Source organism: Ornithinibacillus bavariensis (assembly GCF_018333235.1).
In the GTDB taxonomy this organism is placed as follows: Bacteria; Bacillota; Bacilli; order Bacillales; family Amphibacillaceae; genus Ornithinibacillus; species Ornithinibacillus bavariensis.
Window position 1 is genome coordinate 40,779 of sequence record NZ_BORP01000007.1, and the last position, 23,089, is coordinate 63,867.

Here is a 23,089-nt window from a genome sequence, read left to right on the forward strand (position 1 = left end):
AAACGCCACCTCATTGCCCTAAAACGTTATGATATAATTCCATATACTGCTTCAAAATGATGGATGAATGAAAATATTTTCTCACGTGTTCAAACGAATTTTTAGCAAAAATATGATGTAATTCTTCATCCCTTAATAGCCTAATTGCATAATTAGCTGCTGTCTCAGTATCACCAAGCTCTACTAAATATCCAGTTTCATCATGAAGAATAACCTCTGGGATTCCACCTACTTTAGTTCCAATACAAGGCACTTCACAAGCCATAGCCTCTAAAAGAACAAGCCCAAAGCTTTCTTTTTCAGACATTAATAAATTCAAATCAGCTATGGATAATAAATCGCTAATATTATTCTGTTTACCTAGAAATAATACATCTTTTTCCAGCCCTAGCTTTGTTACTAGGTTAAAGGTATTTGAATATTCAGGGCCATCACCAACCAGTAGTAATTTTGCATTCACATGGTCTTTTATTTGTTTAAACGTTTGTACAATATCCCCTAAACGCTTTACTTTACGGAAATTTGAAATGTGAATAACGACCTTCTCATCGGGATGAATACCGTATTGTTCTTTTATTAAATTTAAATCTTTTTTATGGTAATCCGCTTCATTTACAAAATTATAAATGACATGAATATCTTTTTCTGTATGAATCATTTCCCTAGTTTGTGCTACTAGGTCCTGCGAAACTGCAGTTACTGCATCCGATTTTTCAATTCCATATTTAATCATTCGGTTAAAGGTATTATCAATCCCCAATACCGTAATATCTGTCCCGTGTAAAGTAGTCACAATCTTAACATCACGCTCTGCCATGTCTCTTGCTAGAATTGCACAAATTGCATGTGGTAAGGCGTAATGGACATGTAAAATATCAAGTTCCTCTCGATCAATTACCTCTGCCATTTTTGTAGCTAATGCTAAATCATAAGGTGGATATTGAAAAACAGGATAATGGCTCATTTCTACCTCATGATAATAGATCGAAGGATACACACGGTCTAGCCGGAAAGGAACACTCGAGGTTATAAAATGAATTTCATGACCTTGTTCTGCTAAAAGTATTCCTAACTCTGTTGCAATTACACCCGATCCTCCAACTGTAGGATAACACGTAATACCAATTTTTTTCATTCTCCTCTAGCCTTCTTCTGTTTTATAATTTCTCTCCAATTTAAATCTCCTCGTTCTAGTCCATGAATAAAAATCTCCGCTGAACCTAGATTTGTAGCAAGCGGTATTTCATGAACATCACAAAGACGAATTAAAGCTGTTACATCTGGTTCATGTGGCTGTGCGGTGAGTGGATCTCTAAAAAAAATAACCATATCCATTTCATTATTTGCTACCATCGCTCCAATTTGTTGATCCCCTCCAAGCGGACCAGATTGAAATCGATGAATTACTAAACCAGTCTCATCAGTTATTCGTTTTCCAGTTGTACCTGTCGCAAATAGTTTATGCTTTTTTAATACATGCTGGTAGGCAATAGCAAAGCTTACCATTATTTGTTTTTTCTTATCATGGGCAATAAGTGCAATATTCATTTAACGGCCTCCTGTTTAGGTTAAATCAAGGATATTGTCCAAACCATATACATAATCATTTAATTGCATGACTTGCTTAACTGATAATTTAATACCTTCCATAAACGACTTACGATTTATGGAATCGTGTTTAATTGTTAGAGTTTGTCCATCGCCACCAAAGATAACTTCCTGATGAGCGACATGGCCAGGGAGTCTCACGCTATGGATGTGTACACCATCATCAGTTGCACCCCTAGCCCCTATCATCGTCTCAAGCTCGTAAATGTGACCTTGATCTCTACTTTTCCGGACTTCTTTAATCATCTCTACTGTTTTTAAAGCGGTCCCTGATGGTGCATCAATTTTTTGAGCATGGTGTTTTTCGATAATTTCTACATCTGGGAAAAATTTAGCTGCTACCTTTGAAAAATGCATCATTAATACTGCTCCGATTGCAAAATTAGGAGCAACGATACACCCTGTTTGGTTTTTTACAGCGGTATCTTGAATATCGTTAAGCTGTTGACTCGTAAAGCCAGTTGTACCAACCACACATCGAACCTTATGCTCAAGAGCCATCATAATATGATTAAAACCAGACTCTGCTACAGTTAGATCAATTAATACATCCACGTCAGGTAGTGTATAGAGACATTCTTCGAAACTTGTGAATACTGGTATATGGTTTTCTTCCATTATTGATATGGGCGACACGATTCGATCGACACATCCGATTAAAGAAAAACTAGGTTCTTCTAACACCATAGAGACTGCTTCACTACCCATACGTCCACGTGGACCAGCTATAACGATTTTTATACTCATCACAGATTTCCTCCTAGTACTAGCTATCCTTGCGTGTCCACCTATCTTTATCCCTTGTTTCAAATTTGGTCATCGAGCGATTAAAAGAATTCGATAAATCTATATGTAAGGAGTTAGCTAGGCACGTTATAACAAACAATATATCTCCTAATTCATCTTCAATTGTATTTGCTTCTTCAGTTGGTTTTTTTGGTTTTTCCCCGTAATAATGATTTATTTCCCTAGCGAGCTCTCCCGCCTCCTCGGTCAATCTTGCCATCAAAGCCAAAGGTGAAAAATAGCCTTCTTTAAATTGACTTATATAATTATCTACCCGTTCCTGAATTTCTTTTGTAGAATAAATTGGTGATTCGATAATAATCTTCTCCTTTATTTTCAAATTCCTTCTTTCATGTTAGCGAATCCCAGATTATTTGACAAATTATTTAGCATAGATAAAACATTGTTACAAACTGTCAAATTGATTATAATAGAAAAAGCGCTATCAAGGTTACGGGAAAATGGAGGTATCATCATTGTTTGGATTAAAAATTAAAAATATCCTATTTATTTTAATCGGATCAGCAATTTTTTCGTTTGGAATCGTTCATTTTAATATGCAGCATAATTTAGGTGAGGGAGGCTTTACTGGTATTACCCTTATTCTTTATTTTGCTTTTAAATGGGATCCAGCCATAACGAACATCGTTTTAAATGTCCCTGTTCTACTTATAGGATGGAAATTTTTAGGAAGAAATACGTTTTTGTATACAGTAATTGGAACCCTTTCTGTATCACTGTTTCTAAGTTTATTTCAACTAAATCCCTATCGCATCCATTTAGAGAATGACATGCTTCTGGTAGCCTTATTTGCTGGGGTTTTTATCGGTGTCGGCTTAGGAATTGTCTTTCGGTATGGTGGAACCACTGGTGGTGTAGATATTATTGCTAGAATTGTACATAAATATGTTGGTTGGAGTATGGGAAAAACGATGTTTATGTTTGACTTTGTAGTAATCGCTACTTCAGTATTTACCATTCTTCAGCTAAGACAAGGAATGTATACCTTAGTCGCTGTTTATGTTGGTGCAAGAGTAATTGATTTTATACAGGAAGGTGCGTACTCAGCTAGAGGGGCAACTATTATTTCTGCAAAAAGTGATGAAATTGCGAATCAAATTATGCAAAAAATGGAGCGTGGTGTAACTGTTCTAGATGGACGAGGCAGTTTCACAGGAGAAAAACGGGAAGTTTTGTATTGTGTAGTTGGTCGAAACGAAATTGTCAAATTAAAAAATATCATAAATAGTATTGACCCACACGCTTTTGTTGCAGTTAGTGCCGTGCATGATGTGGCTGGAGAAGGATTTACTCTTGACGAAAATAAAAATCCAATAAATCATTAAAAGGATGCTAGAGACTTGTTCTCTAGCATCCTTTTCCTCATGATTTCTCTTATCCATGTGAGACTTTAGCTATTCCCTTTATTCCCGATTATTTGCACTTACAATAATTAGAACAAAACGTAATAGCTCAGCTACTGCCACTAATGCTGCTGCTACATAGGTCATTGCTGCAGCACTTAACACCTTTTTGGTTTCTCGTTCTTCATTATTTCGGATTACTCCAGTAGATACAAGTTGTGCCATCGCACGATTTGATGCATCAAATTCAACTGGTAGTGTAACTAATTGAAATAATACTGCTGCTCCCATAAAGACAACTCCAACAGTAGCCAATTCCATAACATTCAATATAAAACCAACAATTATTAAAAAGATGGATATATTTGAGCCAAAATTAGCTATAGGAACTAATGCACTTCTAAAACGTAAGAAAGCATAAGATTCTGCATCTTGAATAGCATGTCCAACCTCATGTGCTGCCACAGCAGATGAAGCCATAGATTGACCATGATAAATACCACTGGATAAGAAAACAGCCTTTTTACGTGGATCGTAATGATCAGTAAGCATTCCTCTAGTCTCATGAATCTCGACATTATAGAGTCCATTATCATCTAGAATCTTTCTAGCAACCTGTGCCCCAGTCATCATAGATGAGGTAGATACCTTTGAATATTTGTTATACGTACTTTTAACTCTTGATTGAGCCCATAACGGGATAATCATAATAAGTGCTAAATAAATTAAATAGGAACCAAATGCACCCATTCGATTCATTCCTCCAATGAAGTAAAGTTATTTTATATAGTCAATTATAGTCAAAGTCAAAAAAACCGTCAATTTATTTGTCGTTCTGTTGATCTTGTTTTGCCCTCTTTTCACCTTTATATTTTCTCCAACTTACATAGGTTAATGTACTCATAATAGAGCCACCGACAATCAATATTAACCAATAAAAGGGAAACATTTCTTCGTTTCCCTCTCTCATCCCCCCAGGATTGGCATTAACCACCTCTCCAATAATCAAATCAATAATGACATATAATATAATCCCTATGATGATACAGATGATGGTTTTACTAATTTTGCTATTCCTCATAGAGATCACCCCGTTGGTTAATCATCGTTATAATGTATGTTAAGGGGCTTTCATATATGACTGTGAACCTATCTTTTTATCGTCTTTTGTCAGTTTATAGGCAATTAAGATGGATATAATACTTAACCAAAATGTAAAATAGCCGATCTTGTCCATGTACTCTGTTAAGGACTTGTATAAAGGCATCATTCCAAACACATAATCAATGACATCGTTATGTAATGTCCAGATAGCTGCAATTACAATATGTATTACTTTAATTTTATAGTAAGGAGCATAGAGTAGTCCCTGGATAGCCATTGCACCATGAGAAGCCATTAGCATATACCCCTCTGGACTTAGACTTCCATTAACCAATAAGGTTAAAAGGTTCATAACAACTGCCCACACCCCATATTTAAATAAAGTAATGATTGCAAGTGCCTCTACTAACGGAAAATGCTTATTATAGATGAAAAACAACAAGAAAATAGTAAAGAATAAACTAGCCGTTGGGCTATCTGGCACAAATAGTAAAAAAATATCTGGTGTTATTGCTAATTGATAACGGTACCAATAATATCCATAAATAGTGCCAAGTAAATTGATAATCAACAAAACGATTAAAAATCGCTTATCGAGAAGTATAGCCTTTAACATTCAACCTACCTCCTTTTATGCAATCAAATGGAAGAAAAAGCACCCTTACCATGAAAGGCAAAGGTGCTTTTTTAAATTACATTTTATTCGGCTTGTTCATTTACAGACATAATAAATTTCACAAGCTGATCGAGTTCTTCATCAGTACCCTTGAAGATATTTGCTGGCATTGTGTTAATACCCTCTCTAGCGATCTTCGCAATCTCTTCAGCAGTATGCTCCGTACCGATTAAAGGAGGAGCAGAAACCCCTTGTAAAGCGTCTCCATGACAGCCCATACAGTTAGCCTCATATACTGCATATCCCGGATCATCTTTATTAATTTCAATGTTGCTAGGCGGAATTGGTTTATTCATTTCAGCACGAGCTTCCCAATCAACATGCTCTGCAGATGTCCAAGTTAACCAAATAACAGAGGTTAATGCTAATAACATCATGATAACTGCAATTGGTCGTTGATGTGGTCTGCGGCCTGGGCCTTTGTCTAAAAATGGAGCAAGTAATAAAGCTCCAAATGCTAGTCCTGGAATTCCAAGAATACCAATTAAAATATAATCGCCACTAGCAAATTCATATTTAAGCAACTCGTATAAGAACAAGAAATACCAGTCAGGTAATGGGATATAAGATGCATTTGTAGGGTCTGCCATTCCTTCAAGTGGAGATGGATGTGCTAAAGTTAAGCATAAAAACCCTATTAAAAATACAGCTCCAGCTAACCACTCTTTTAATAAAAAGTTAGGCCAGAAAGCTTCGGTTCTGCCAGGATACTCTGAATAATCTTTTGGTATTTGTGATGCTTTACGATCTGCGGAAACACGAGAGTCTCCGACAAATTTCATACCTTTACCTCTATGCATAGCTTTCCCCTCCTTTTTATAGTGGCCCTGATATACCTTGTCTACGAATTAAGATAAAGTGGACTGCAAGTAGTGCAAATAACGCACCTGGTAAGAAAAATACGTGAATTGCAAAGAACCGTGTTAATGTTTGTGCACCTACTATCTCAGGATCACCAGCTAATAAAGTTTTCAGCTCTGGTCCTATAAGTGGAACTTGATCGGCAATTTCTAAACCAACCTGTGTTGCAAAATATGCTTTGTTGTCCCACGGTAGTAAGTAACCTGTAAATCCTAATCCAAGCATGACAAAGAAGATTAGAACCCCAACCATCCAGTTAAGCTCACGAGGCTTCTTATATGCTCCTTGGAAGAATACGCGTAAAGTATGTAATAAAAGCATGACGATAACAACACTAGCGCCCCAGTGGTGCATACCACGAACTATTTGACCATGTGCAACTTCTGTTTGTAAATAATAAACTGATTTCCAAGCGTTTTCAATGTCTGGTACATAGTACATCGTTAGAAACATACCAGATAAAATTTGGATTACAACAACAAAGAATGTTAAACCACCAAAACAGTAAACAAATGCTGAAAAGTGATGAGCTGGGTTTACATGTTCTGGCACCTCATGGTCAGCAATATCCCGCCAGATTGGCGTAATATCAATTCGCTCATCAATCCAATCATAAATTTTTTGTAGCATGAATTATTACGCCCCCTTTCTAGGTACTGCTTTTCCTAAATATAACATGCCATTTTCCACTTTTTGTTGATAAGTATCTAGTGGTGCTGTTGGTGGTGTATTTGGAACATTGACACCATCTTTTGTGTAACGTCCATCATGACATGGGCAATAGAATTGATTCGGAAATTGTTCGCTTCCTTCCCATGACACCACACAACCTAAATGCTTACAAATTGGGGAAAGGGCTATAATATCTCCATTTTCATCCTTGTATACCCACGCAGCTCTACCAACTTTTGATTCATACCATCCATCAACCTGATCAACTTTCCAATCGATACGCTGTGGTGTTGTTGTAATATCTTCAACTGCAAGACCAACATTTACAAATTCACCTGATTTAGATGGTTTTAACACAGGGTCAATTGCCATTCTAAGCATTGGTGCAAGTATACCTGCAGCCATAAATCCACCTACACCTGTAAGCGTATAATTAAGAAATTGACGACGGGACACTTGTTGCTTATCTTCACTCATGATTTTCCCCCCTCTTCACGATAATCACGGACAATAAAATTTTAATTATATTACTAGGACATTACCATGATAGCGTAAACTATCAACTCGGTCAATAAATATCCATATTTGTTCCAAAAAATTCACTTTTTACCTCTGTTGCCAGTAGCTCCGTATTAATTCTACAACATCTTGAACCTGTCCCTGAATCAACTGCTGTGTTTTTCCATCATAAAGATCGTCTGCTTGGAAGCCAGGTAACCACAATAGATTTGCTTCAAGTTCCTTCTCAAATTTCTTCCAGCTAGAATCAAATGTTACTATAAAAACATGTTTAAAGGGCTGCTTTTGAATTTCCTCTGTCCACCTATTTAATCGATCCACTTCTTGTGCTTTATCACCATATTCTAAATAATAATAGTTTGGTATTAATAATACCCGGCCGGAAAGTTCTTTTTCAATTACAGTAGCAAATATAGATAAAACCTCACGCTTCGAGGTGCTTTTATCCATATCGTTCTCATGGGATAATTGAAAAGGAATGATTGGTAAGATAGCAGTGTCTATATATTCTTTTTGCTTTATATATACCTGCATATCTTGTTTTGTCCAAAGCATATATGTAGCCACCTTTCTATAGTATGTACCCAAAATAAATAAATTATTATTTCCTTTGTAAATCTTACTTTTATGTTCAAAAAAAATCAACCTAATGCTCCTGTAAGCTAGGTTGATTCAGCATTTTTTCCTCTAACACTTGTAATTCTTCTACAAGCTGATGAAATTTATCACGGTCTTGCTCATCAAGTGATTGATCAATTCGTTGTAATAATTGTTTCTTCTTAAATTCATATAAGGAATTTTCAAGTAAGAAATCAGCATTTTCTCTATCTTGCTGCGTTATTACATATTCATCTGGTACAAAAGGGTTTTCTTCTAGCACTGCAGCATACATATGATTTTGATTCGATTTATCAAAATTTAATTGAATATATAAGGACTCATGCTGATTTAAGCGAATATCATGAAATGCCTTTTCTGCGTCAGTAGTAACAAGATGATTTTTATAAAACCGAAATGGTACTTCTTTAGAACACTGACTAGTAATAATAACACTTCTTAGACAGAATTTAGCATCATGCACGAAATGGACATTCTCTAAAATCTCATGATGATTAATTAAGTAATTAAGAATCCATACACTTTCTCGCTTTTTTAATTGATAATTACTAAGAAACCATTGTAGAAATTTCTTTTTGTCTTTTGCGGAAACAGGAGTTTGCATGGAACCTGGTACCTCCTCCCCTATGGATCATTTTACATCTCTTTTAATCGCAGTACATATTCTAAGACTTCATCATCTTGGGGATCTTGAACTAAATATGCTTCAAATACTTGAACAGCTTCTTGTATCCTCCCTTCTTCAGTTAAGAAGTATCCATATTCTTTTAAAAAGTCGCTATCGTGTTGTAAGCTATTATATGCATCCTGATAGCTGTTTAATGCATCATTATATGATTCTGATTCACGAAATGCACGTGCTAACTCCCAGTCATAAATAGGATCGTCTCCACCAGTATCTTTTACATTGATAATTAAATCAATAATTTTTTCATATTGTTCCTGTTCCTTTAACAATTCAACAAGAAACAGGACAGCTTCCTTATAATCTGAGTCTAAGGTAATCGCCTCTCGTATAAGCTTTTCGCTTTCTTCTTCTAAACCTAATTGATGTGCTAAATGTCCAGCGACAAAGTACAATTCTTTATTAAACTCATCTTTTTTAACACCTGCTTTAGCAGTATCATAAGCTTCCTGTACCATTTCCTCGCTTTCATATGCCTTTGCCAATTGAAGATAAGCAGTATGATAATCTGGATCCTCCTGAAGTAATTTCTTCCATACATTGATAGCGATATCCATTCTGTCTGCTTGATGAGCTGTAAACCCATATCGATATAAAAAATCTGGATTATTACTATCAGATTTCTCATAAAAGTTTAAAGCTAGTTCATATTCTCCAACATTTGCATATGACTCAGCAAGACGTTCATGAATAGGGATATTCGGAATATCTACTTTCATTGTTTTTTCATAAAACGTAATTGCACGCTTGTAATCTCCCAACGAATAATAAAGTTCTCCTAAGGCCAAGTCAATAATAGGTTCTTCAGGGTTTAACTCTTTTGCTTTCAGTAGCTTCTGTTCAGCTACTTCAAACAATGCTTGAGCTTGATAGAGGTCTGCCAAGGCAACGAGAACCTGTAAATAAGATTCATCCTCCTCCTCCGGAATGGAGTTCAATAAATCTATTGCTACTTCATCTTTTTCTTGCTCGATATAAATATCCGTCAATAATAATTTAATCTCCGTCTCTTCTGGATATTTCACTAACAATTGCTTGAAAATTTCCTCTGCTTCAATCAAAAATCCCCATTGCATATAGAACTCAGCGAAAGAATATAATTCTTCGTCAGTGGCTTTTTCCATATGACCTTGGATAAGCTCCATCGCTTGTTCTACTTGATCTTTTTCCATTAATTTCTCAGCTTCTTGTAAAATATTCACGTGACTCTAGCCCTTTCCTTCAGAAATTCATACTACATATTTCTTAATACAGATTCTAAATCTTGCATAAAACGAGGGTAGGAAATAGCAATAGATTGTAATTCATCCACCTTAACAATATCCGTGGTAACTAACGAAGCGATCACTATCATCATAGCTATTCGATGATCATCATATGAAGATACTGTACCCCCAGTTAAGTTCGTTCCTCCTACAATCTCCATGCCATCCTTCGTTTCGACTATGTTTGCACCTAACTTAGTTAACACATCTACTACAGCTTGAATTCGATCCGTTTCCTTTACACGTAATTCACTCGCATCCTTGATGATTGTTTTTCCCTTTGCTTGCGTAGCTAGCAAGGCAATTATAGGTATTTCATCAATTAGCCTTGGAACAATTTCTCCTGAAATCACAGTTCCTGTTAATTCATTATAAGTAATTGAGATATCTCCAATTGTTTCTCCACCACTATCTCGAATATTTGAAAGGGTGTATAGACCACCCATATTTGTTAATACATCTAAAAATCCAGTTCTTGTTTCATTTAATCCGACATTTTTAATTACCAAATTACTTCCGGGTATTATTGCTGCAGCAGCCATTAAAAATGCTGCAGATGAAATATCACCTGGTATATAAACATCCGTGGCTTTTAGGGACATACTTGAATCAATTGTAATCATATTGTCTTCTACTTCTATGGAAGCACCAAATGCTTTTAGCATATTTTCAGAGTGGTTCCTTGTTTGTCCTTGTTCAATTACAGTTGTCTTCCCATTTGCTAGTAAACCTGCGAGCAACAATGCAGATTTAACCTGTGCACTTTTAACTGGAATATTATACGTAATCCCTGTTAAGCTACCACCTCTTAACGCTAATGGTAGATAATTCGATTCCTTTCTTCCTATAGTCTGTACACCCATTTGTTGTAATGGCTTTATTACTCTTTCCATTGGCCGTTTCGTTAACGACTTATCTCCATAAACGAGGGTTGAAAACGGTAATCCCGATAACAAACCAAGCATAAGTCTTGCAGTCGTACCTGAATTTCCAAAATAAAGTGGCATTGTCGGTTCAACTAATCCATGTAGTCCTTTGCCATCAATTATTAATACATTGTCGTTCTTTTGTATAGATACTCCCATCAAGCGAAAGGCTTCAACGGTACGCATACAATCCTCACTATCTAAGAAATTTACTATTTCAGTTCTACCGTTCGCAATTGATCCTAAAATAACTGCACGATGTGAGATAGATTTATCACCTGGGACTTGAAGTTCTCCCTTTATTAAGTATTTCCTTTTATACATTAATGCTTCCACCACATCACCTCTTTGAGATTCCGTCCACTATAAATCCTTGAAGATAGCTTTTAAGTTTCTTAGCTTCTAGTGGTTGAATAATAGGCCCAGCTAAATTTCTTAATAATATCATTTGTATTTTTTGATTAACTGTTTTCTTATCATGCAAGATTATTTCTACTAACTCATCTACCATATCAAGTGTAAGAGGATTTATATACCCGTTCTTTTTAAACCACTTTATTAATGTTTCCGTTGGTAAACTTGCTCCCAATTCTCGCTCACTAACATAAATCATAAATAATAGCCCAATAGCAACTGCTTCTCCGTGTGTTAAGACACCATACCCAAGCTTTGCCTCTAGTGCATGTCCTAATGTGTGGCCAAGGTTCAAAAACTTTCTATTTCCTGTTTCTTTTTCATCCGCTTCCACTAATTTTATTTTTATTTGAAGTCCAGAATAGATAAACAGATTTAATGCCTCTAATGTCAAACCCTCTAGAGACACGGACATTAACCGGTCAAACAGATCGCTATCAGCGAGCATCGCTTCTTTAATAATTTCAGCAAAGCCTGAACGTACTTCTCTCGCTGGTAATGTTTTCAATGTATCTGTATCATACAAAACAAGGATTGGCGGATAAAAACTTCCGATCAAATTCTTGCCTTTCTCATGATTAATGGCAACTTTTCCACCTACACTACTGTCATGAGCTAGAATGGTTGTCGGCATTTGAACATAATCGATTCCTCGCATAAACGTAGCTGCCACAAATCCAGCTAAGTCACCAATAACCCCTCCACCAAGCGCAATGATTAAGGACTCTCGATCCAGTCCGTATTCAATTGCTTTTGTATGAAGATAATAAAATGTATCTAGACTTTTCGTTTGTTCCCCCGCATCTACTACTACCACATACACTTTGTCATGTGGAAAGCTTGAAACAATATCATTCGAATACAGCTTAGCCACATTCGTATCTGTAATGATAAGGATAGAGGAATATTCCTTCTTTAGAAGCTTCGGTATTTTAAAACGACTCTTCTCCTCCATATAAATCGTATAAGATTGCAGAGAAGAATTTACAACTAAACGTTCCATTAAAATCTCCTTATTTCTTCACGATAATCATGAATTGCCTTCTTTAAAATTGGAAAACGGTCATTTGGGAACTGTTCCAGAATCGCTTTCGCTAATTCGATAGCCACAACATGTTCCATGACTACAGCAGCAGCGGGAACAGCACATGCATCTGAGCGTTCTACACTTGCTTTGAAGACTTCTTTTGTTTCAATATCTACACTCTCTAAAGGCTTCATTAAGGTTGGTATTGGCTTCATTACACCTTTTACAACAATAGGCATTCCTGTAGTCATACCGCCTTCAAAGCCACCTAAGCGGTTTGTTTCCCGATAATAGCCTTCAGTCTCATGCCAACGTATTTCATCATGCACCATACTACCAGGTCTACGGGCGGCTTCAAATCCTATCCCAAATTCTACTCCTTTAAAGGCATTAATACTAACGACAGCAGAAGCTATACGTCCATCTAATTTACGATCATAGTGGACGTAGGAACCAATCCCTGCTGGAACTCCTGTCACATAAACTTCAGCTACACCACCTAAGGAATCTCCTTCCCTTTTGGCGGTATCAATCGCATCAATCATCTTTTGTTCTGCTATGTTATCCAAGGTTCGAACCGGAGAAACCTCAGAAATGGTTTGCCTTTCATGGATGGTAAGATGAGGCATATCTTCCGCCTGAATTCCACCAATCTCTTTTACATAACCACATATTTCAATTCCCAGATGATGCAATAATGTTTTTGCCACAGCACCAGCTGCAACCCTAGCAGCAGTTTCACGTGCAGAAGAACGTTCAAGTACATTTCGCATGTCACGATGTCCGTATTTTATTGCTCCATTTAAATCTGCATGGCCAGGACGAGGACGAGTAACCACTCTTCTCAGTGGTTTATTATCTTCTAATGGGTCCTCACCCATGATATCTGTCCAATGCTTAAAGTCATCATTATGGATTACTAATGAAATAGGCGAACCCAATGTATAGCCATGCCGTACTCCACTCATAATCTCTACCAAATCTTTTTCAATCTGCATCCGTTTTCCACGACCATAACCCTTTTGTCTACGTAATAGAGAATGATTAATATCTTCTTTTGTCAATGGCAATTGTGCAGGTATCCCTTCGATTATCGTTGTTAATTGTTTTCCATGAGATTCACCCGCTGTTAAATATCGCATGGCCTACCTCCTGTAATGTTTGTCTCTCTTAATTATAAACCAATTGACGTTCAAAATAGAAAAAAATGCCCCAAACGATTAGAGCATTTTAACTAATTCTTCTTTTGATAGAAAAATGTATCGAATAATTGCAGCCCATATTTATTTGGACTAAATATTTGTTCTGTGCTTCCAACGAATAAAAAACCATTTTGTACAAGGGATTTTGTAAAATGATGATAAATTTTTTCTTTTGCATGATCTGTAAAATAAATTAATACATTCCGACAGATTATTAAATCGACGTCTTTCGGATAAGAATCCTCAAGTAAATTATGTTTTTTAAATCGTATTCGCCGTTTTATATCTGTGTTTACTGAAAAAATGTCGCCATCCTGTTTAAAGTGTTTCGCTTTTAAGGACTGTGGTAGTTCTCTTAATGCTTGTTCATGGTACACACCTTGTCTAGCTTTTTCTAACACCTTTTCATCTATATCCGTTGCAAGGATTGTAGCATTAACCTCTGGAAAGTATTCCTTTAGCAATATGGCAACACTATAGGGTTCCTCTCCCGTTGAACAGGCAGCACTCCAAATCGTTAGTTCTTTTTTCTCCTGTTTTAAAATTGGAAAAATCGAATCTTTCAATACTTCCCATCTTTTAGGATTACGATAAAACTCGGAAACATTGATAGTAATTCTATCAACAAATTCATTTAATAGAGTTTCATCGCCAAAAATTGCATGAAAATAGGACGCAAAATCTGAATACCCTCTTTTCTCTCGCAACGAGGTTAGTCTACGCTTCATCTGTGCTTCCTTGTACTGATTTAAATCAATCTTGAGCTTGTCATATACTTTTTCAGTGAATACTTGATAATCGTTCATCATTTTAACGCCTCTTTAATGAGAAATTGTTAACAAAATACTTATCTTTGAAAATGCCTCCATTTGACATGGAGGCATTATAAAATCCTAAATATTTTTTAAATTATTTAGTAGACGACCAATTTTTAGTAAATCCAAGATTGATCTTGCTTCGTGTAGGACACTAGTTCCTTTTGATCGAAGAATAGATTTATTTCTCTTTCAGCACTTTCTGGTGAATCAGAACCATGAATAACATTCTTACCAACTGTTACTCCAAAGTCTCCTCTGATCGTTCCAGGTGCTGCTTCAGCAGGATTTGTTTTGCCCATCATTTCACGTGCTGTTTTAATTACATTTTCACCTTCCCAAACCATCGCAAAGACTGGTCCAGAAGTAATGAAATCGACTAATTCGCCAAAAAATGGTCGTTCTTTATGTTCACCATAATGTTCACTAGCCAATTCATTTGAAATCTGCATTAGCTTAGCCCCAACTAATTGAAATCCTTTTCTCTCAAAGCGATTTACAATTTCACCAATTAGATTTCTTTGTACCCCATCTGGTTTAACCATTAAAAACGTTTTCTCCATGATAACACCTCTTCTATGTATAGCGTAATTTGTAACCGTTTAAATTCTATCAGACTTTGATAGAAATAACAATATTAACTAAGCTCTTCTTTTTCCGATATATTTTGCAATTTGTTCAAGAGTCAATTTGGCTTTATTATGTGGTAGATCTCGAAGTGCGTTAAAGGCTTTTTCTAAATACCGTTCACTAATTTGATAGGAGCGCTCAATAGCATCCGTATTTATTAAAAGATCTATTAATGATTTCATTTCGTCCTTCGTCACAGCTTCAGGATACTCAAACGTCTGGCGCAATTGCTGCTGAAAATTGTGATCCTCCATAGCAAACAAGACTGGTAATGTCACATTCCCTTGAAGCAAATCATTTCCTGCTGGTTTTCCTAATTGGCTAGATGAAGCTGTAAAATCTAATATATCATCAATTATTTGGTAGCTCATCCCGATATAATAACCATATTGATATAGTTTATCGATTTCTTTTTTAGGTAGCCCAGCAGTCATAGCGCCTAATTTACAGCTTATCGCTATTAATAATGCAGTCTTTCGCTTAATCCTTCTAAAATAAGTACGGATATTTTGGTCCCAATTAAATTTATCCTTAATTTGTTCAATCTCCCCTATACTAACCTCAACGAGTGTATCAGAAAGTGCTTTATGAATCATCGGATTATGTAACTGGGTTATGTTCTCTAATGCACGAGCCAATATATAGTCCCCTGTATACATAGCAACCTTATTACCGTACTGTTTTTTAATCGTTGGTTTTCCACGACGAAGCTCCGCATTATCAATGACATCATCATGAACTAATGTAGCCATATGAATTAATTCTAAAGAGACCGCCACCGTTTTCACCTGTTCTAAGTTAACTGAACCAAATTGACTTGACAGCAAAACAAAGACAGGACGAATTCGCTTTCCTCCTGCCTGTAATAGCTGAGTAGATGCTTCTCTTAACACTGGATGCTCCGCTTGGATTGCCTCCATCAGGGACGCTTCAATTTGATCCAGCTCTTTTTTTAGGTAGTTATAGGTTTTTGGTAATTTCATGTATTTCACCTTTTGTCTTAGAAAACTGATATCGTATATTACTTCACTGCAAGATGGACAGCAGCTACCCCACCTGTATAGCTTTTTACATTAACTCTGGAAAATCCAGCATCGATAAACATTTTCTTTAATGTGTTTTTATCTGGGAAGTCACGAGTAGATTCATTCAACCACGCATATTCTTTGTAGCTTTTTGCAAAAATACGTCCAAATAACGGCATGATATAACGAAAATAAAAGAAATATAATTGCTTAAATCCAAATAGTGTCGGCTGAGATGTTTCCAGACATACTACTTTCCCACCAGGTTTCACTACTCGATACATTTCTTTAAGAACCGTCATATAATCTGGAACATTTCGTAACCCAAAACCGATAGTAACAAAATCAAAGGAATTATCTTCAAACGGAAGCTCCATTGCGTTACCATGAATAAATTCTAAATGTTCATAGTGAAGAGGCTCCTTTTTCTCTTTAGCAACTGATAACATATTTTTACTAAAGTCAAGACCAATAACCTTACCAGTTGGTCCAGTTGCTTCAGCAAGAGCTAAAGACCAGTCACCCGTTCCACAGCATACATCTAATGCAGATGCTCCTTCATGAACCTTCATTTGTTTCATTACATCTCTTCTCCATGCTTTATGTCGTTGAAAAGAAATAATCGAGTTCATGGAATCATATTTATCGGATATTTTTTCAAATACATGGTGCACTAATTCTGCTTTTTCTTTTTGTTCCATCTTCAATCCTTCTCCCAAGCGGTATTCTGATATAGAGTAGTTTCAAATAAATGAGATAAAGCATTTTTAAACACGTTATTTTCTTCTGGAAGACCGTCTATCATACCTTTAGTTTTTTGTATCTGAATATCAAGTAAGTGCTGCATTTCCTCTTGATTTAACGGATTAATCGGTCTATTTAACAAAAGAGTTAAGAATAAAAATTCTTCGATAACAGGTACCTCAGTAGTCACCTTAACAAAATCCGCGACATAATGAATCAAGAGTGAATGAATTTGTTTAATGATTTCTACATTATCTAGTAATGTGTGGTTTTTATGAAAATAAAGCTTCATTTTTAGTTCATTAATATGTTTGATTGCAGAAGCTAACACGGTTATAAAATCATGTTCCTCTATTTCTGCTAGTAAATAATAGTAAAGACCACTATAATAGTCTCCAGCCAGAATGGATAGTTGCTGATTCACACCGAAAACTTCTATATCCTCATCATTAGGAATATCTTCATGAATATCAAGAGCTATCTGTACAAGCATAACGGAGACTAGCAGTTTTTCCTTTGTCCTTTGGGCTAGTGATGTTGTCTTGAACAAATAATCGAGAAAGAAAAGCTTATACTCATCAATTACTGGACGCTCTATATACTCAATCAAAACGGTTTGTCGAAGTTTGTCATCAATCAAATCCTTAAGTTGTCGTATTTCCCTCTCCGTTGTGTACAATTTTATCACCTTAGCCCTTTCAAGCCTTTTCTCTATGCCTATGCCATTATAACATAATTATAGATATTCGATAACGATTAAAATTATATGTATGTATTAGCTGTTCGTAATTTCCCCATGAGAAGTTTGAATGATTGCTTTTCCCCTAACTTTTACAGCAGATGTATGTTCTGTGAATTGTGCAATCATGACCTCCCCTTTATCAAGCTTTTCAGAATGATGGAACTTGGTGTTAGATCCTCTAGTCAATCCGATTACATTTACACCATCCTCTAGAGCTTTGATTACAAAGAAATCTGTATTATTATACACAGGAATCACTCCTTCATATTTTTCTTTTAGTATACCGCATATTCAAGGAATAATATTAAGAAAAACGGTGCTTCCTTATACTTTTTGATCCAAGATAAAAGCGAATTTTATGGAGTTAAAAGAAAAAAGGGTGCGAATGAACGCACCCTTCAACCCTATGTACGTATTATTTTACGCTGTCTTTAAGGGCTTTACCTGGTTTGAAAGCAGGAACTTTGCTTGCAGGGATTTCGATTTCTTCTCCAGTTTGTGGGTTACGACCTTTACGTGCAGAACGCTCACGTACCTCGAAGTTACCGAAACCGATTAATTGTACTTTTTCACCTTTTTTAAGTGAATCCATGACAGCTTCGAAAACTGCATCAACAGCTTTTGTAGCATCTTTTTTAGAAAGTTCGCTTTTTTCAGCAACTGCATTAACTAAATCTGTTTTATTCATGACATTCACCTCCTCCCAAAAAATTTCGGGTCACATTGGTACAAAGATTTCTATTCATCATTTGTTAACCAATTTACCATCTTTTATACTTGATTGCCCCTATAATCAATAGTGACAAGGCTAATATTAAACGAGATTCCTTTAAAATTCAACAAAAAATTACTATTTTTTCATATTTTATTAGATTTCAAGGGGTTTTATGTTATTTTTATCCATTTTTTTATTTGGATTTAAGCTATTCTAATTGTAATACATATCAATACTATTCGCTACTATATGTACATATCCTTCTTAAAAACACCTGTTATTTCAAAAAATGTCCTCAAAATAGAAAAATAGCAGCAATTAGCTGCTATTTTTCCTAAAGGATTATGGCTATTAAACCACCAGAACCCTCATTTATAATTCTTTCTAATGTCTCTTTAAGTTTATATCGTGCGTTTTCTGGCATTAAAGATATTTTTGCTTGGATTCCCTCACGGACGATGGAGCTTAACGATCTGCCAAATATGTCTGATTCCCAGATAGATAATGGGTCCTCTTCAAAATCCTGCATTAAGTAACGTACTAATTCTTCACTTTGCTTTTCCGTACCGATAATTGGAGCAAACTCTGATTCTACCTCTACTTTGATCATATGAATCGATGGTGCAACTGCTTTTAGCCTAACTCCAAATCTGGAGCCTTGACGAATAATTTCTGGTTCATCAAGCTCCATATCCTCTAAGGTCGGAGCAGCTATTCCATAACCAGTTTGTTTTACCATCTGTAAAGCACTTGATACTTGATCATATTGGCGCTTTGCATAGGCAAAATCTTGCATTAGTTCCAATAGATGATCCTTTCCTCTAATTTCTACACCTACTATTTCCTTTAATACTTGATCATATAAATAATCAGGTGCATGTAGATCGATTTCAGCAATTCCTTCACCCATTTCCATTCCAGCAAGGTTTGCTTTGTCAATGTAATCATAGTCTGCAAAATTACCTACAATAGTATCAACATCACGTAATCTCTTTATATTTTTAACCGTTGATTGAATAGCTTCTTGGTAGCTTTCACGAAGCCAATGGTCCTCTTTAAGTACCATTACCCAGCTAGGTAGATTTACATTAACTTCAAGTACCGGGAATTCATAAAGCGCTTCTCTGAGGACATTATATACATCATGTTCGGTCATGGATTCCACACTCATAGATAGAACAGGAATATCGTATTTTTCGGCTAGTTCTTGACGTAAAAGCTCTGTTTCTTGTCTAGTAGGTTGAACTGAGTTAACGACCATAATGAACGGTTTTCCGACTTCTTTTAATTCTTCTACTACCTTTGCTTCTGCGTCAACATAATCTCCCCGTTCAATATCACCAATAGTGCCATCCGTAGTGACTACAACACCGATTGTAGAATGCTCCTGTATAACCTTTCTTGTTCCAATTTCTGCTGCATCATGGAATGGAATTGGTTCCTCGTACCAAGGTGTATTAATCATTCTAGGGCCATCTTCATCCTCGAAGCCTTTAGCACCCTTAACGGCATATCCAACACAATCAACAAGTCTAATGTTTACATCTAATCCTTCCTCGACTGTAACGTTTACAGCTTGATTAGGAATAAATTTTGGTTCTGTCGTCATAATTGTTTTACCAGCAGCACTTTGGGGCAATTCATCCTGTGCTCTAACCCTCTCACTCTCATTCTCAATATTTGGAAGCACAACTAACTCCATAAACTTTTTGATGAAGGTTGATTTTCCAGTCCGAACAGCTCCAACGATGCCTAAGTATATATCGCCGTTCGTACGCTTTGAAATATCTTTAAAAATATCTACCTTTTTCAAACGATCCCCTCCCGATCACTACAATATTAATGAACAAACTACGAATAATTGACATTACAATTCTATGATGTTGTCCTATCAAATTATGACTTAATATATGCAAAAGAATTTAATTAAATGAATAATCGTTCTTCGCAGTTTGGTATTTTAGTATCACTAGAGCAAAAAATAAAAAACCCCTGCAACAAATATATGCTGCAAGGGAATATATATGAAATATATGTTTAAAATTATTCAACCATAAACACTGGCTCATTATCCTTAATAGTATAAGGTAACGAATAGACTGGTAAGAATGGTGTATTTTCCGCTAAAAGGTAACGGATATCATCCCCATCCTGATAGCTATTTTTGTACTCTTTTAAAGCATTATTCAGATCTATTCGATAATCTATATAGGTTTTACCCGTAGCATCCAATACTATGGGCAGTAAAGCATCAGAATAAGGGCTTTCGATTACCGGAGGAGATTCCAATCCTATTTTCTTATAGTCTATGGCAAAAATATCACCCTCAATACGTTCACCAAAGGGCGGATAAATATGTTTGTTACGGAACGAATCTATTCTAACATTAACACTTCGCAAAGCTTCTGTAATCCGTAAGTCTATTAATTTTACTTTAGGATCTGTTTCTGGATTCAAGATAGCATACTGATAAATCCCACCATTTTCATAGGCATTTCCAGGTATTTCTGCAATACTACCCTGTTCTTTTAATAACGTAAAATCAATTAAGTATTTTTCAAAAATTGGTGTATCACTTGGCTTCGTGCGAATAGGTAGTAATCCATTCGTTTTGTCTTGATAGTTTTCAATTGCTGATTGCACCAGTTCTAGCTGTGTTTCATTAGAAATTTGGTTCTTGGATAACTCATTATCGGGATATAGACATCCTGATAGAAAAATCATCGCAAAAATCAAAAAAACTAGTATATATGTATGCTTCATTGTTCTACCTCCACTTGCTTTAAATAGTCGGTCCTCTAAATACGATGTAAAGAACAGTAATACCACCAATAAACAAGCAAATATAGGCTAATATAGATACGATAATGGCAAATACACCTTTTAATTTATATCTACTGAAAGCAATTAATCCGATTGATAAAATTAAAAAGACCATTCCGCCAATCGATATCCACATATTTAACATTGATTCTGACAACTTTATTCACCCTTTTTAAGACTAATCCTTTGTTCCTGCAAGTGGTATTATAACATATACATTATTTTCCGGCATTGAATATGGTAAAAGTTACAATTAATCTATCTATTCAAGTATAGCTTACATTGTAAATTCGAAGTATCTGTTTACTTTAACAAGGCGACAGTTCCGTTTAATGGAAAAGTAAATTGTTGCTTAAACAGAAAAACCCGGGATGAAGAGGGGCCGTCTTCATCCCGGTTGACTAAATAATACCCACAGCAGGCTCTATCTATGAATGCTTGTGCGTTTCATTTTATGCGAGTAGACGCGAGGTTGTATCCTCACCTGCCCAGCTTTTAGCTACTTTTTAAATAACTGACTCAGCGAGTTGAGATCTGATGGAATTTTGTTATTTGTAATGGATTGAACAAGTTTGTCTTCTTTTTCTTTTGAGATTGGTTTATTTGCCATTCTTGCTAATTGTCGAACTAGTTTTCTTACTGTTCTCTCATCCGAAAAATTTGCATTTTTAACCGAGTCAGCAACTTTATATATCTCGCTAGGACTAATACCTGCGCTTTGCTGAATTTTGTCAAAGGGATTATTGCTTTTATTGCCCACACGCTCGCCTCCTTGCTGCTAGATACTTCAAAATAGTATATGCAAGGTGCTAAATAGTGTGTTAGCGAGCATAACGGTTCTTTAATAATGAGGCAAGGTCATCCATTTCTTCCCGTTTATCTCGTTTCATTAATTCCTCAACAATCTCTTTCGGTTTCTTTTGATTGTGGATGATTGCATAAATGCCAGAAGTAATAGGCATTTCGACTTGTTCCGCGACAGCAAATTGGTGAGCAGCTTCAGCAGTTCTTACACCTTCCACTACCATACCCATATGCTCTAAAACATCCTCTAATTGCTTTCCTTTACCTAATAAATTCCCAGCTCGCCAGTTTCTACTATGTACGCTCGTACAAGTAACAATGAGGTCACCTACACCAGGCAATCCTAAAAAACTTAAGGGATTTGCCCCTAGATACGTACCAAGTCGAGTAATTTCTGCTAGTCCTCTAGTGATTAGGGCTGCTTTTGCATTATCGCCATAGCCAAGCCCATCGGAAATACCTGCACCTAGAGCTATGATGTTTTTCAATGCACCTCCAAGTTCAATACCTATAACATCATTGGATGTATATACACGAAATACCTCATTAAAGAATAGATCTTGGCTGATTTTTGCATATTCCTCATTGAGAGATGCAACTGTTACTGTTGTTGGTTGTCGCATAGCAACTTCTTCTGCATGACTAGGACCCGACAGAACGACAATATCCTCATATTGAACGGAAGGCATTTCTTCATCAATCATTTGAGAAACACGTTTCAACGTACCAGGCTCAATTCCTTTGGTAGCATGGATAATAACAGGTTGGTGTGTTAAATTTGCTTCAAGCTGAAGACATACTTCTCGTATCGCTTTAGTTGGGACTACGATTAGTACTACATCAACATCTTGTAACGCTTCTTTCATGTCATGAAATGCGACTATTTTTTCTGGTATCATAATTTCCAAATAATGCTCGTTTTTATGTGTAGAGTTTATTAACTCTGCCTGTTCCTTCCGATGTGTCCATAGACGTACATCATGTCCATTATCAGATAACACAATACTAAGTGCGGTTCCCCAGCTTCCAGCACCTAAAACAGCTACTTTTTTCATGATGTATGC

Annotated in this window: 29 protein-coding genes; 1 reads left to right on the forward strand and 28 read right to left on the reverse strand. The window is 36.0% G+C overall.

All coding sequences use genetic code 11. The annotated features are described in order from the left end of the window. Positions 1–10 precede the first annotated feature (10 nt). From bshA to KI338_RS15350, 4 genes are read right to left on the reverse strand one after another with little or no spacing between them, the layout of a single operon-like run. Positions 11–1,135 (reverse strand): N-acetyl-alpha-D-glucosaminyl L-malate synthase BshA, encoded by a 1,125-nt coding sequence (gene bshA, locus KI338_RS15335; RefSeq protein WP_212921903.1) that lies wholly within the window; start codon positions 1,133–1,135, stop codon positions 11–13. Beyond that, positions 1,132–1,548, reverse strand: a complete 417-nt coding sequence (gene mgsA, locus KI338_RS15340; protein WP_212921904.1) for a methylglyoxal synthase — start codon at positions 1,546–1,548, stop codon at positions 1,132–1,134. Before mgsA ends, bshA begins: the two co-directional genes overlap by 4 nt. A gap of 15 nt (positions 1,549–1,563) precedes the next feature. After that, positions 1,564–2,355: a 4-hydroxy-tetrahydrodipicolinate reductase gene (dapB, locus tag KI338_RS15345; protein ID WP_212921905.1), complete on the reverse strand. Its 792-nt coding sequence runs from the start codon at positions 2,353–2,355 to the stop codon at positions 1,564–1,566. Between the two features lie 19 nt (positions 2,356–2,374). Then, positions 2,375–2,734, reverse strand: coding sequence for a nucleotide pyrophosphohydrolase (locus KI338_RS15350; protein WP_244853682.1), 360 nt, complete (start codon positions 2,732–2,734; stop codon positions 2,375–2,377). 136 nt (positions 2,735–2,870) lie between these two features. Between KI338_RS15350 and KI338_RS15355 the strand changes: the two genes are divergently transcribed. Beyond that, positions 2,871–3,740 (forward strand): YitT family protein, encoded by an 870-nt coding sequence (locus KI338_RS15355; protein WP_244853684.1) that lies wholly within the window; start codon positions 2,871–2,873, stop codon positions 3,738–3,740. Positions 3,741–3,818: 78 nt separating this feature from the next. Here the strand turns inward: KI338_RS15355 and KI338_RS15360 are convergent, their stop codons facing one another. From KI338_RS15360 to KI338_RS15475, 24 genes are all read right to left on the reverse strand, one after another. Continuing rightward, positions 3,819–4,508, reverse strand: a complete 690-nt coding sequence (locus tag KI338_RS15360; protein ID WP_212921907.1) for a zinc metallopeptidase — start codon at positions 4,506–4,508, stop codon at positions 3,819–3,821. Positions 4,509–4,581: 73 nt separating this feature from the next. Continuing rightward, positions 4,582–4,839, reverse strand: coding sequence for a sporulation protein YpjB (locus KI338_RS15365; RefSeq protein ID WP_212921908.1), 258 nt, complete (start codon positions 4,837–4,839; stop codon positions 4,582–4,584). A 39-nt stretch (positions 4,840–4,878) separates the two neighbouring features. Beyond that, positions 4,879–5,478, reverse strand: a complete 600-nt coding sequence (gene lhaT, locus KI338_RS15370; protein ID WP_212921909.1) for a lipoprotein heptaprenylglyceryl N-acetyltransferase LhaT — start codon at positions 5,476–5,478, stop codon at positions 4,879–4,881. 83 nt (positions 5,479–5,561) lie between these two features. Next, complete coding sequence (locus KI338_RS15375) at positions 5,562–6,338, reverse strand: menaquinol-cytochrome c reductase cytochrome b/c subunit (protein WP_212921910.1); 777 nt, start codon at positions 6,336–6,338, stop codon at positions 5,562–5,564. A gap of 16 nt (positions 6,339–6,354) precedes the next feature. After that, on the reverse strand, positions 6,355–7,029 hold the full coding sequence (gene qcrB / locus KI338_RS15380) for a menaquinol-cytochrome c reductase cytochrome b subunit (RefSeq protein WP_212921911.1): 675 nt from the start codon (positions 7,027–7,029) through the stop codon (positions 6,355–6,357). 6 nt (positions 7,030–7,035) lie between these two features. Then, on the reverse strand, positions 7,036–7,548 hold the full coding sequence (locus KI338_RS15385; protein WP_212921912.1) for a QcrA and Rieske domain-containing protein: 513 nt from the start codon (positions 7,546–7,548) through the stop codon (positions 7,036–7,038). A 129-nt stretch (positions 7,549–7,677) separates the two neighbouring features. Further along, positions 7,678–8,145: a DUF2487 family protein gene (locus tag KI338_RS15390; RefSeq protein WP_212921913.1), complete on the reverse strand. Its 468-nt coding sequence runs from the start codon at positions 8,143–8,145 to the stop codon at positions 7,678–7,680. 91 nt (positions 8,146–8,236) lie between these two features. Then, a complete protein-coding gene (locus KI338_RS15395) occupies positions 8,237–8,812 on the reverse strand; it encodes a ReoY family proteolytic degradation factor (protein ID WP_212921914.1) in 576 nt (191 codons plus the stop codon). A gap of 32 nt (positions 8,813–8,844) precedes the next feature. After that, positions 8,845–10,095, reverse strand: a complete 1,251-nt coding sequence (locus KI338_RS15400) for a tetratricopeptide repeat protein (RefSeq protein ID WP_244853686.1) — start codon at positions 10,093–10,095, stop codon at positions 8,845–8,847. A 32-nt stretch (positions 10,096–10,127) separates the two neighbouring features. Beyond that, the gene (aroA, locus tag KI338_RS15405) at positions 10,128–11,408 is read right to left on the reverse strand and encodes a 3-phosphoshikimate 1-carboxyvinyltransferase (RefSeq protein ID WP_212921915.1); all 1,281 of its coding nucleotides are present in this window, start codon (positions 11,406–11,408) and stop codon (positions 10,128–10,130) included. A gap of 16 nt (positions 11,409–11,424) precedes the next feature. After that, entirely contained in the window at positions 11,425–12,501 is a 1,077-nt protein-coding gene (aroB, locus tag KI338_RS15410) for a 3-dehydroquinate synthase (RefSeq protein WP_212921916.1), read from the reverse strand. Then, a complete protein-coding gene (gene aroC / locus KI338_RS15415) occupies positions 12,501–13,667 on the reverse strand; it encodes a chorismate synthase (protein ID WP_212921917.1) in 1,167 nt (388 codons plus the stop codon). The genes aroB and aroC overlap by 1 nt, the downstream gene beginning before the upstream one ends. A 92-nt stretch (positions 13,668–13,759) precedes the next feature. Then, positions 13,760–14,533, reverse strand: a complete 774-nt coding sequence (locus tag KI338_RS15420) for a CheR family methyltransferase (protein WP_212922043.1) — start codon at positions 14,531–14,533, stop codon at positions 13,760–13,762. A gap of 125 nt (positions 14,534–14,658) precedes the next feature. Continuing rightward, positions 14,659–15,105 (reverse strand): nucleoside-diphosphate kinase, encoded by a 447-nt coding sequence (gene ndk / locus KI338_RS15425; RefSeq protein WP_212921918.1) that lies wholly within the window; start codon positions 15,103–15,105, stop codon positions 14,659–14,661. 78 nt (positions 15,106–15,183) lie between these two features. Then, positions 15,184–16,155 (reverse strand): heptaprenyl diphosphate synthase component II, encoded by a 972-nt coding sequence (gene hepT, locus KI338_RS15430; RefSeq protein WP_212921919.1) that lies wholly within the window; start codon positions 16,153–16,155, stop codon positions 15,184–15,186. Between the two features lie 38 nt (positions 16,156–16,193). Beyond that, complete coding sequence (locus KI338_RS15435) at positions 16,194–16,898, reverse strand: demethylmenaquinone methyltransferase (protein WP_212921920.1); 705 nt, start codon at positions 16,896–16,898, stop codon at positions 16,194–16,196. A 2-nt stretch (positions 16,899–16,900) separates the two neighbouring features. Next, a complete protein-coding gene (locus KI338_RS15440) occupies positions 16,901–17,620 on the reverse strand; it encodes a heptaprenyl diphosphate synthase component 1 (RefSeq protein WP_212921921.1) in 720 nt (239 codons plus the stop codon). A gap of 96 nt (positions 17,621–17,716) precedes the next feature. Then, the gene (gene mtrB, locus KI338_RS15445) at positions 17,717–17,932 is read right to left on the reverse strand and encodes a trp RNA-binding attenuation protein MtrB (RefSeq protein ID WP_212921922.1); all 216 of its coding nucleotides are present in this window, start codon (positions 17,930–17,932) and stop codon (positions 17,717–17,719) included. A gap of 166 nt (positions 17,933–18,098) precedes the next feature. Beyond that, positions 18,099–18,371, reverse strand: coding sequence for a non-specific DNA-binding protein Hbs (gene hbs / locus KI338_RS15450; protein WP_010095921.1), 273 nt, complete (start codon positions 18,369–18,371; stop codon positions 18,099–18,101). Between the two features lie 361 nt (positions 18,372–18,732). Next, positions 18,733–20,211: a stage IV sporulation protein A gene (gene spoIVA / locus KI338_RS15455; RefSeq protein ID WP_212921923.1), complete on the reverse strand. Its 1,479-nt coding sequence runs from the start codon at positions 20,209–20,211 to the stop codon at positions 18,733–18,735. 230 nt (positions 20,212–20,441) lie between these two features. Continuing rightward, on the reverse strand, positions 20,442–21,161 hold the full coding sequence (locus KI338_RS15460; protein ID WP_212921924.1) for a YphF family lipoprotein: 720 nt from the start codon (positions 21,159–21,161) through the stop codon (positions 20,442–20,444). 19 nt (positions 21,162–21,180) lie between these two features. Then, positions 21,181–21,378: a DUF2768 domain-containing protein gene (locus KI338_RS15465; protein ID WP_212921925.1), complete on the reverse strand. Its 198-nt coding sequence runs from the start codon at positions 21,376–21,378 to the stop codon at positions 21,181–21,183. 342 nt (positions 21,379–21,720) lie between these two features. Continuing rightward, a complete protein-coding gene (locus KI338_RS15470) occupies positions 21,721–21,981 on the reverse strand; it encodes a stage VI sporulation protein F (protein WP_212921926.1) in 261 nt (86 codons plus the stop codon). Positions 21,982–22,042: 61 nt separating this feature from the next. Then, on the reverse strand, positions 22,043–23,080 hold the full coding sequence (locus KI338_RS15475) for an NAD(P)H-dependent glycerol-3-phosphate dehydrogenase (RefSeq protein WP_212921927.1): 1,038 nt from the start codon (positions 23,078–23,080) through the stop codon (positions 22,043–22,045). Between the last annotated feature and the right edge of the window lie 9 nt (positions 23,081–23,089).